The sequence below is a fragment of the Mesorhizobium sp. M8A.F.Ca.ET.021.01.1.1 genome (assembly GCF_003998025.1).
Lineage (GTDB): Bacteria > Pseudomonadota > Alphaproteobacteria > Rhizobiales > Rhizobiaceae > Mesorhizobium.
Window position 1 is genome coordinate 1 of the sequence record NZ_RZSJ01000180.1, and the last position, 10,293, is coordinate 10,293.

Sequence of the window (10,293 nt, forward strand, 5' to 3'; positions counted from 1 at the left end):
GCATCGCGGCCGATCCAGGTGCTGGTCGAGCGCGGTTATCCGGGCGGCCGGACCGGTTGCCGCGACAACGACGCGGCGCTCGAGGTCGCGCGTGCCGCGCATGCGGCGCCGCAACTGCGGCTCTGCGGCGTCGAGGCTTTCGAGGGACTGATCAAGCCGAAGGACGGTGGCCCGGCACAGGCGGTCGCGGATTTCGTCGACGAGATCGGCGTGCTCTACGAAGCATGCGCCGGCGAGAACCTGTTCGAGCGCGCGCCACCGATCGTGACGGCCGGAGGCTCGTCGTTCTACGACATCGTGCTCGATCGCCTCTCCGGCAGCGGCGCGCAGGTGATGACGCGCAGCGGCTGCTATGTCAGCCATGACAGCGGTGTCTATCAGGCAGAGCAGAAGCGCATCCTTGCCGCGACGGGCGAGAATGAGGGGCTGATCAACGCGCTGGAGGTCTGGACCCATGTGCAGTCCTGCCCAGAACCCGGGCTGGCCATCCTGACCGCCGGCAAGCGAGACTTTGGAACCGACTCCGGACTGCCGGTACCGCTGCTCATTTCGCGCGGCGACGGTTTGCCCGAAACGCTGACGGGCTGTGCGATTTTCGCCAGCAACGACCAGCACGCCTACATGCGCGTCCCGGAGACGGTTTCGGTCAAGGTCGGGGATCGCATCGGGCTCGGCGTATCGCATCCCTGCACAACCTTCGACAAATGGCAGATTCTGTTTCTGGTCAACGACGATTATGACATCGTCGGCGCGCTGAAGACCTATTTCTGACCAACCCACCGACGCAGAACGGTCGCAGCGCGGTTGCGGCGGCTCTATCGGGGCAAGTATTTGCCGGGGCGGCCCGCACGGATCGGACGGGCCGCGCCTATTCCGCTCAATGGTCAGACGACAAACCGTATCGCGCGCTGAATGTCGAAGAAATTGTCCGCCTCGAAACGAAGCGTGCGCGGGGCGGGATGCTCCATGCCCGGATACCAGCTTCCCCTGTAGGCTTCGATCGGGGTGGTGTATTCGACGATGAGCTCGAACCGGTCGGCCAGCTTCGGCAGGCATTTCGACAGATCGCGCGAAAGCGAGGCTTCCACCGTCTCGCGGATGGCCTTCACGGCGCCTTGAGGCGAGAGCGAAGACGTGGCCGGCCCGAACCCCTCGCTGGTGGCAACGGTTGATATCTCGGGCACCAGCGCCTTCGCCTCGCCGCACATGCCGGCATCGCCAGACAGAAAGACCGACGGCACGCCGTAACGGGCGGCGCAGTGCGCGTTCAGCGTATATTCGGATGCCACTTCCCCGTTGATCAGCATCCTGGAAACGGTGCCGGTCAGCGTGTGCGCCAGCGGGTTCGTGTCGGTGCCGGCCTTGTTGTGGTAGCCGGTATAGAGAGCGGCATCGAAGGTGTCATCGATGCCGAACATCATCGCATCCGGATGGCCGCTCCAGCCGCGCACGATGCGGACATAGGCTGGAAGCTTGGACAGGATCAGGTTGCGCGCCGTCGAATGGGCATCCTTGACGACGATTTCGGTCGCGCCCGCCGCCTTGGCGCCTTCGCAGGCCGCGACCAGTTCGTCGGTCATGTATTCCCGGAACTCGGCATAGTCGGGATTGCCCTTGCGCGCCTCGTCCCAGTTGGTGATGCCGGCCGTGCCTTCGATGTCGGCGCTGATAAAGACTTTCATGTGCTTGCCTTTCGATTTCAGAGAAAGTCGCCGCGCACGCGGCTTAAATGGCGTCCGGGCCCGTGCGGTTGACGCGGCCCGCGCGGCGATGGCTGCCCGGGCGTCTTAGGCCGCCATTTCGGCCTGCCGGCGCTCCAGAAACATGGGGCCGACGCGGATGCCGCGGCGTCCATTGTCGTCGATGGCACCCAGCTCGAGAATCTCCTCCTCGTAGAGCAGCCCGTGCATGCGGAACCGGCCCGCATCCACCGGCTCGCAGCTATGGGTGCAGAAATACTCGATCAGGCATTTCAGCTGGCCATGGCTGTAGGTCAGATAGGTGATGTTGAAGTCCGGCCCGTATTCGCCCAGGTGCGGCGCGATCTCCGGCGGCACCTTCTCGACCGGCAGACTATCGACACGTGACCAGGTCGCCCCTTTCCAGTCTAGCTGGTTGGCCTTCGAGAAGGAGAGATTCATGTGCGCATAGTCCGCGCCGCGACCGTAGATGCGTCCGTCGATGACGAAGTCATTGCCCGAGACCGGGCGGATCTGCAGCGGCACGCCCTCCCCCATCAGGTAGAGCTTGCCGTCCTTGTTCTTCACCTCGACGACCTCGCCGCCCGCCTCGTGACGATAGAGGCCGGGCAGGCTTGCGAACTGGTCTTCGGTGATGGGCGGCGGGGCCTGGCCGCGAAGCGGCATGCGTCCCATGCCGCAATCTGCGAGGGCGATGCGCAAGCCATCGCCCGCCAGCCGGGAGGCTATCTGATTGGCGAAATCAAGCGTGGCGAAGATCAGGACGCCGAAGCCGGCCCTCGGCAGGAGCATCATCTGCGACGCATAGCCATAAACCGCGCCGCCATGGCCGACGGAGGTCCACCCGTCCATGTCGCCGACGCCGAAGCACAGCCCATACCCGTTGAGGTCCTTGTTGTGGCCTTCGGGGCGCTTGCCGATCGGGGTCCACATCTTGCGCAGCGATGCGGGGCTGACGATGGCATCGCCGTTGGGCGCGAAGCCGCCCCGCAGCAGGCACCGCGTATAGTTGGCCATATCGGAAGTGGTGGAGAATATGTTGCCTGCGGGCGATCCGCCCAGATTGAACACCGGCGCGGGGCTATCCCCGTCCAACGTCCACATGTCGGCCGGCGCCAGCCTTTCGCGGATGCCGGGGGCCATGCCTGACGACGTGTCGTTCATGCCCAGCGGCCTCAGAATGTTCTCGGTGATGTAGTCGGCGTAGCTCTTACGCGTCACCCGCTCGATCACCATGCCGACCACGGCGATGCCGGCATTGGAATAATGCATGATGCCGGCGCTGGGATCCTGCTTCAGCGTGGATGTGGCAAGCTCGGCGACGGTGTCGGCCAGCGGCGGCTTGTGTGAATCCAGATAGTGTCCGCTCTTGGGTTCGCGCACGATCCCGGCGGTGTGGCTCATGAGCTTGGCCAGGCTGATCTGCGAGCCGTGGGGTCCGCTTTCACGCCCGGCGAACGGATTGACCGGGTGAAAACCGGGCAGATACTCCGAGACATCGACATCAAGGTCGACCAGCCCCTTCTCCACGAGTTGCATGATGGCAACCGACGTGAAGGTCTTTGTGATCGAGCCGATGCGGAAACAGGTGTCGTCCTTCATGTCGAAATGGCGATCGTGCCGCTGTATGTGGCCGTGCGCCATGAGGCCGTCCCGGTCGATCAGGGCATAGGAGATCGACGGGATCGCCTTGTCCTCCACCTCGTGGCGGATAAGGTCTTCAAGAAGCTCGATGGCGTGGGGGGAAAGCGAAGACACGAGGATACTCCCTGATTTCAATTTGTATGGCGGGGATCGAGAATGTCGCGCAAAGCGTCGCCGACGAGGTTCCACGCCAGCACGAACAGGAAGATCGCGGCTCCCGGGAAGGCAAGCGTGTACCAGTACTGGAACGGGTTGCCGGGCTGGCCGACGATCCAGTTGCGCGCATAGGCGATGAACTGCCCCCAGTCGGCGTAGCCTTCCTCCGTGCCCACTCCGAGGAAGCTCAGGGCGGACGCGGTGAGCACCATCGAACCCGTGGCCATGGTAGCCAGAACCAGCACGGGGAAGAACGCGTTGGGCAGGATGTGGAACACGATCAGCCGGAAATCGCCGGCGCCGTAGCTTCTCGCCGCATTGACGAAATCCATCTCGCGGATCCGCAGGATTTCACTGCGCACCACACGCGCATACCCCATCCATCCGAACGTCGTCAGCGCGACGGTTATCGGCCCGAGCCCCTTGCCGAGCAGGGCAGTCAGCACCATGGCGGCGATGAGGAAGGGAACCGCCATGAAGACGTCGACGATACGCATCAGCACTTCATCCACGATGCCGCCGTAAAAGGCCGCGAGCGATCCGATGATCGTGCCGATCAGCACCGAGATGGCGACGACGCCGAGGCCGATCTTGAAGGCCGTGCGGGTGCCCCAGATCACGGCGTAGTAGATGTCGTACTGGCCTTCGGTGGTTCCGAAGATGGCCTCGGGCGACGGCGGTTGCGGCGTTGCCAGGAAGCCCGCTCTCGGCGTGTCGTAGACCGACATCTGGAATTCCTGCGGCGGTGCGAGCACAGGCGCGAAAATCGCGATCAGCACGAATGCCAGCAACAGCAGCACGCCAACCAGCGAGATCGGGTTACGCTTCAGATAGCCAAGGGCTCTCATCGCCTCTTCACCCTCGGATCGAGCAGCGGATAGATCAGGTCGACGGCCAGGTTCAGCACCACGAGAACGACCGCGAAGTAGAGGCCGAAGCCCAGCACCGCCGGAAAATCCAGATTGGCGGCAGTCTTGGCCGCGAACTGGCCGAGGCCGGCATAGTCGAAGATGGTTTCGGTGATGACGACGCCGCCCATCATGGCGGCCAGCTCCATTCCGGCGATCGTCGTGACCGGAAGCAACGCATTGCGCCTGGCATGATGCAGTTCCACCACGCGCCGGGACATGCCCTTCGCGCGTGCCGTGCGGACATAGTCCTGGCGCAGCGTTTCCAGCATCGACGTGCGCATGACACGCGTCATGTTGGCAAGATTGACGTAGGTCAGGGTGATGACGGGGGCAGCGAGATGCCTGAGCGTATCCCAGAAAATGGCCAGATTGCCGTTGAGCAGCGCGTCGACCGTGTTCGCGCCGGTGTAGCGGGTGAAGCCGGGCGAGGTGACGGCGGCCTGGGCCCACTGGCTGAGGCGCCCGGGCGGGAACCAGTCGAGCGCGGAGTAGAAGATCAGCAGCATCAGCAGTCCGAAGACATAGACCGGGAATGACCAGCCCAGGATGGTGAAGATGCGGATCACATGGTCCGGCCAACGGTTGAGATGGATGCCGGCCCGCGAGCCCAGGTAGATGGCGAGCAGAAAGCCGGGAATGAACGCCAGCAGGACCAGTTCCAACGTCGCGGGCAGCAGGGAAGCCAGCGCGTGGGCAACAGGCTGGCGCGCGGTCTCGGACCAGCCCAGATTGCCCGTCAGGATGTTGCCGATCCAGCGTCCGTATTGAATGTAGAAGGGATCGTTCAGCCCATACTGCTCGATCATCCTGCGAATGCTGTCCTGGCCGCCCTTGAGGAAGTCCGGGGACGGCGCGTACGCCGCCAGGCGCTGTGTCGGCGACAGCGACATCTGCAGCGCGAAAAGCATCAGCGACAGGGCGAAGAGAACGACGGGCAACATCAGGAGCCGCCGCAAAGCGTAGTTCAGCACATCAGCATCCGCACCATGAGGAATAGCCGTTTCACCGGGCGACGATGGCGCCCGGTGAAACCCGAAGCTCTTTAATCGGCCTTCTTGGTGACGGGATAGAAATCCCAGGCGCCGTAGAGGATCATGTTGTGCACGTAGCCGTCGATGTTGCTGCGGGTGACGATGTACCCGAAGTCCTCCCAGAGGAACTGCGTGGTGGCATAGTCGTAGGACATGTCCTGCAGCTTGGCATAGATCGGCTCGCGCACGGCGGGATCGCTCGAGGCCCAGGCCTGGTCGAGAAGCGGCTTGAACTTCTCCGCCATCAGGTCGCGGTAGCCCTGGCCGAGCATGCCGCCGACAAGACCGGTCGGGGACAGATAGTAGGTCGCGGCACCCAGCGGACCACCCGGGTCGGAATAGTCCGGTCCCCAGCCCATGTAGGTGAGCGGCGAGGCAGGCTTTTCACGGTTGTTGAGCTTGTCCGAGATCGAGGCCCAGGGCAGCGACTGGATCTTCATCTTGAACTTCGGATTGATCCGCTGCAGTCCCTGCTGGAGCGCGGAAAGTGCCGCCGTGCCTTGCGGCGTTCCTTCCTGCACATAGGCCGTGAAGGTGAAGCCGGTATCCCACAGCTTGCCGCCGAAGGCCTTCTTGAAGTGCTCCGCGGCCTTTTTCGGATCGTAACTGTAGATCGGCGAGTCGGCGCGGTAGCCCATGATGCCGCGCACGGTCGGGCCGCGCGCCTGCACGGTCTTGCCGAGCAGGGCCTGCTTTATCAGCGCATCGTAATTTTGGGCGTAGTTGAAGCCCTGGCGGACATCGATGTCGGAGAAGAAGTCCGGCGGGATGCCGTTGCCGTCCAGCTTGCCGCTGCCGATGGCGGGGTTGTCGGCATCATCCAGCGGCCACGCGAAATAGAGGCCACGGCTGAACACCTTGGGCAGGCCGTCGATGACCTTGACACCATCAGTCTTGGCGAGCTCGTCCAGGAACTCGACGGGCGTCGTCACGAAGTCGGCATCGCCGGACAGCAACTGCAGCCGACGCGTGGTCCATTCCGGAACCGTGCGCATGACCACGCGCTCGAGCGAGGCCTTGCCCATGAAGTAATTGTCGAAACGCTTCAGCGTGATGCGGCGATCGGTGCGATCCCATTCATCGAGCATGAACGGACCGGTCCCGTTCTCCTGGGCGAACAGCGGATCGTCGCCGAGTTCGGGACGGTAGTACTTCTTCCAGTTGTCCCCGTTGCCATCCCACCCGCCGACCGAGCCGACCCATTCCTTGTCGACGATCGAAGCACCGAACGGCAGCGCCAGAACGCCAAGCGTGGCGGGGAAGGATTTTGGCAGCTTCAGCGTGACATTGTCGCCCTCGACGGTGATCTGCGACGCGAGTTCGTCATAGACCTTGCGTAGCGCTTCGGGGCTGGCATCCTTGATGTCCGATACCTTGCCTTCGGTTTCGACCCATTTGGCGACGTCGGTGTATTTGCTCGCCGTCACCACCTCGGTGATGGCGTTGGACATCCATGACTGGCCCATCAGGATGGCGCGCAGCAGCGAGTAACGCACGTCTTCGGCCGTGATCTCGCCATAGCCGGGCTCGATCTTGGCCTTCTGCTCGTCAGTCAGCCCGTCATAGTACTGCCAGGTGATCTTGCCGTCGTCGCCCTTGACGCCGACCTTGTGGGCGTGGACGCCCTTCCGGATCGGGAAGGTGTAGCTGACCGAACCGTCCGCGTTCTGCTTGATCAGGCCGTTTTCGAGGCTCGGCACTTGCGACGACAATGAAGGCACGAATTCGGAAATCTGGGAGCCGTTGTAGTTCAACAGGCGGCTGTAGACGTTGAGCACGCCGTAGGAGCTCGGCGTGTTTGCAATGTAGGCCGGATCGAACGACTGAACATCGTCAGTCCAAAGAAACACAAACGTTCCGGGATTCTTGGTTTCTGCAACGGCGGACGACGCAAAAGCGCCTATGCCCATGCAGAAGGCTAATGCCAAGGCACGTTTCATTTTCATGAATATGTTCCCACAATTGACTCGAGGTCTTTTTATCGTTGCGTGCGAAAGCTAGGAGCAGGCTTGCGCCACTGTCCAATGCGTAGATAGGATCGGTTATGCGAATAATGCATGAGGTCGACTGTGGAGCTGGCGTGGTTTGAAGACTTCCTCGAGATCGCAGCGACGCGGAATTTCTCGACCGCCGCGGCGTCCCGAAATATCTCGCAGCCGGCCTTCAGCCGGCGCATCAAGGCGCTGGAGGCTTGGGTCGGCGCCGAACTTATCGACCGCAGCACATATCCGGTGCACCTCACCAGCGCGGGCGCCATTTTCGTTCCGCGCTGCCAGGAAATGCTTCGCGACATGTACCGCCTGCGCACGGACTGCCGCAACGCCGCCGGCGCCAGCTCACGGCTTCTCACTTTCGCCGCGCTTCATACGCTGGCTATCTATTTTTTTCCCAAGTGGATCAGCCATCCCGAAATGCCAAATGCGCCGGTCCGCAGCAGCATGCACACGGGCGACTTCCTGGAATGCGTTGAGCACCTGTCGTCCGGCAAATGCGACTTCGCCATCACCTACGATCACCCTGACGGTCCGCCGGTCCTCGAGGGCGGACCCTTCGAATCGCTTCAAATCGGCAGGGATCGCCTCGTTCTGGTGTCTGGTGTCGACCAGACGGGAGCGCCGCTCTTCGATGTCGATGTGCCGGAAGGCACCAGGATTCCCTACCTCGCCTATTCCTGGAGCGACGGCTATCTCGGCAAGCTGATCTCGCTCATCCAGTCGCGCTGGCGGCGTCCTCTCAATCTCAGCATCGTCTACCAGTCCTCGCTTGCCGAAGGCCTGAAGCAGATGGCGATCGCCGGGCAAGGCGTGGTCTGGCTGCCGCAGATCTGCGTTCACAAATCGATCGCCCAGGGCGAACTCATCCAGATTGGCGGACAACAGCTGTCCCTGGAGATCGAGATCAGGATTTTCCGCCGTGTGGGCTCGCGCAGCCGGGACGGCGAAGCGCTGTGGAAATATCTCTCGCGAACCGCCGAGCAGGCGCGCGGACGCACCCTGGTTGATCCGACACTGACCATGCGCTGAGCGGCTCTAGGGTCCATTGGCGAGTTAATGCGAAATCCGACAGAGCGATGCAGAGATTGCATAACTTCGGGTGGAGCGCCGGGAAGCCTGACAATCGCAGGGCCGATGCCGTCTGGCGAGGCATTCCGGGCCATTCCAAGGCATGGCTTCCAGGCGACCGGGTGATGGGCCCTATTGACAGCCCACATGCTCGCTGCGTTCGATACCGAGTGTCGCGACCATTGCGCCTGGAGTGCCTTTTTGACCGTCAAGTCCGCCGCCACAGCGAGCCTTCCCGACGATGTGATCCTCTCGGTCGAGGACCTTGAAGTCTGCTTCGGGGCAAGGGGGACAAAGGTGGTGCCGGCTGTTCAGGGCGTATCGTTCCAGATCAAGCGTGGCGAGACGGTGGCATTGGTGGGCGAGTCAGGTTCGGGCAAATCGGTCACCGCCATGACCGTAATGCGCCTGACCGAATATGATGGCGCCAGGATCACGGGCGGCCGCATCCTGATGAGGCTCAAGGACGGCGGCGTAGCCGACCTGACAAGGCTTTCCGAAAAGCGCATGGAGGGGCTCCGCGGCTTTGAGTTCTCGATCGTGTTCCAGGACCCGATGTCGAGCCTCAATCCGGTGTTCACCGTCGGCGACCAGATTGCGGAGGTGATCACGAGACACCAGGGCAAGTCGCCGCGCGAGGCGCGCGACATCGCGCTGAACGTGCTCAAGCTCGTGCGCGTGCCCGACGCCGCCCTCAGGCTCGACCAATATCCGCACCAGTTGTCCGGCGGCATGCGCCAGCGCGTCATGATCGCCATTGCACTGGCGTGCCGCCCCTCCTTGATGATCCTCGATGAGCCGACCACCGCGCTCGATGTCACCATCCAGGCGCAGATTCTGGATCTTGTCCGCGCACTGCAGCGCGAGATCGGCATGTCTGTTCTTTTCATCACCCATGACATGGGTGTGGTCGCGGAAATCGCCGATCGCGTCTGTGTCATGCTGAAGGGCGAGATCGTCGAATCGGGCTCGGTGAACCAGATTCTCGTGGATCCCCGACACCGCTATACGCGCGCGCTGATCTCGGCGGTGCCAAGGCTGGGCAGCATGGCCGACAAGGATGGGCCCGAGAAATTCCCGCTCGTCATATACAATGCCGAAGTCTCGCAGCCGGAGGTTTCGGCATGAGCGTCGCACCGCACGCAACGGACAGAAAGCCGCTGGTCGAGGTCCGCGAGCTTGTTACGCGTTTCGACCTGCGGGGCGGTATCTTCGGCGGCATAGCCGGCCGGGTCCATGCGGTGGAGGGCGTTTCCTTCGATATTTTCCCGGGTGAGACCCTGGCGTTGGTGGGCGAATCGGGCTGCGGCAAGTCGACCGTGGCGCGCAGCATCATGCAGTTGGACAAGCCCTTGTCCGGCACCATTCGCTATGACGGCAAGCAGATGATCGGCGCTGGGCGGGCAACCCTTGCGGGCTTCCGGCGCGAGGTGCAGATGGTCTTCCAGGACCCGTTCTCCTCGCTCAATCCGCGGATGACGATCGGGCAGGCCCTGACCGACCCGATGCGCGTCCACCGCATAGCGCGCGGCGGTGAGCTGCGGAATCGGGCGGCGGCCCTGCTGGCAAAAGTGCATCTGCCGCCGGAACATCTCGAACGCTACCCTCATGCCTTCTCGGGCGGTCAACGGCAGCGCATCTGCATCGCCAGGGCTTTGGCGCTCGATCCCCGCCTCCTCATCGCCGATGAGGCGGTCGCCTCGCTCGACGTCACGATCCAGGCTCAGGTCATCAACCTGTTGATGGACCTGCAGCGCGCGATGCGCTCGACCACGGCCATGTCATGGCT

The 10,293-nt window shown here is 62.9% G+C and carries 8 protein-coding genes and 1 pseudogene; 4 read left to right on the top strand and 5 right to left on the bottom strand.

Features of this window, described 5'->3' with window-relative positions:
- Nucleotides 1-771: pseudogene (locus tag EOA36_RS16110) on the top strand (amino acid aldolase); the annotation flags it as partial.
- A gap of 113 nt (nt 772-884) precedes the next feature.
- Here EOA36_RS16110 and EOA36_RS16115 read toward each other — a convergent pair.
- The 5 genes from EOA36_RS16115 to EOA36_RS16135 all read right to left on the bottom strand — a co-directional run bounded on the left by EOA36_RS16115 (nt 885) and on the right by EOA36_RS16135 (nt 7,292).
- Nucleotides 885-1,682, bottom strand: coding sequence for a M55 family metallopeptidase (locus tag EOA36_RS16115; protein WP_127278482.1), 798 nt, complete (start codon nt 1,680-1,682; stop codon nt 885-887).
- Between the two features lie 105 nt (nt 1,683-1,787).
- A complete protein-coding gene (locus EOA36_RS16120; protein WP_127278483.1) occupies nt 1,788-3,458 on the bottom strand; it encodes a serine hydrolase domain-containing protein in 1,671 nt (556 codons plus the stop codon).
- Between the two features lie 17 nt (nt 3,459-3,475).
- The gene (locus tag EOA36_RS16125; protein WP_056570727.1) at nt 3,476-4,348 is read right to left on the bottom strand and encodes an ABC transporter permease; all 873 of its coding nucleotides are present in this window, start codon (nt 4,346-4,348) and stop codon (nt 3,476-3,478) included.
- Nucleotides 4,345-5,352: an ABC transporter permease gene (locus tag EOA36_RS16130; protein ID WP_245464373.1), complete on the bottom strand. Its 1,008-nt coding sequence runs from the start codon at nt 5,350-5,352 to the stop codon at nt 4,345-4,347. Before EOA36_RS16130 ends, EOA36_RS16125 begins: the two co-directional genes overlap by 4 nt.
- A gap of 101 nt (nt 5,353-5,453) precedes the next feature.
- Nucleotides 5,454-7,292 carry an ABC transporter substrate-binding protein gene (locus EOA36_RS16135; RefSeq protein WP_245464374.1) on the bottom strand — a complete coding sequence of 613 codons (1,839 nt, stop codon included), beginning with the start codon at nt 7,290-7,292 and terminating at the stop codon, nt 5,454-5,456.
- 207 nt (nt 7,293-7,499) lie between these two features.
- On the opposite strand from EOA36_RS16135, the gene EOA36_RS16140 reads away from it, so the two are divergent.
- The 3 genes from EOA36_RS16140 to EOA36_RS16150 form a co-directional block, all read left to right on the top strand.
- On the top strand, nt 7,500-8,465 hold the full coding sequence (locus tag EOA36_RS16140; RefSeq protein ID WP_245464375.1) for a LysR substrate-binding domain-containing protein: 966 nt from the start codon (nt 7,500-7,502) through the stop codon (nt 8,463-8,465).
- A gap of 240 nt (nt 8,466-8,705) precedes the next feature.
- Nucleotides 8,706-9,632: an ABC transporter ATP-binding protein gene (locus tag EOA36_RS16145; RefSeq protein ID WP_245464376.1), complete on the top strand. Its 927-nt coding sequence runs from the start codon at nt 8,706-8,708 to the stop codon at nt 9,630-9,632.
- On the top strand, nt 9,629-10,293 hold a 665-nt coding region (locus tag EOA36_RS16150), incomplete at its 3' end, for a dipeptide/oligopeptide/nickel ABC transporter ATP-binding protein (RefSeq protein ID WP_145969187.1). The genes EOA36_RS16145 and EOA36_RS16150, both read left to right, overlap by 4 nt.

What these genes read in the sequence shown, in the direction of transcription:
- EOA36_RS16115 (WP_127278482.1), bottom strand. Translation starts at nt 1,682, where the DNA reads ATGAAAGTCTTTATCAGCGCCGACATCGAAGGCACGGCCGGCATCACC.
- EOA36_RS16125 (WP_056570727.1), bottom strand. Translation starts at nt 4,348, where the DNA reads ATGAGAGCCCTTGGCTATCTGAAGCGTAACCCGATCTCGCTGGTTGGC.
- EOA36_RS16130 (WP_245464373.1), bottom strand. Translation starts at nt 5,352, where the DNA reads ATGTTGCCCGTCGTTCTCTTCGCCCTGTCGCTGATGCTTTTCGCGCTG.
- EOA36_RS16140 (WP_245464375.1), top strand. Translation starts at nt 7,500, where the DNA reads ATGAGGTCGACTGTGGAGCTGGCGTGGTTTGAAGACTTCCTCGAGATC.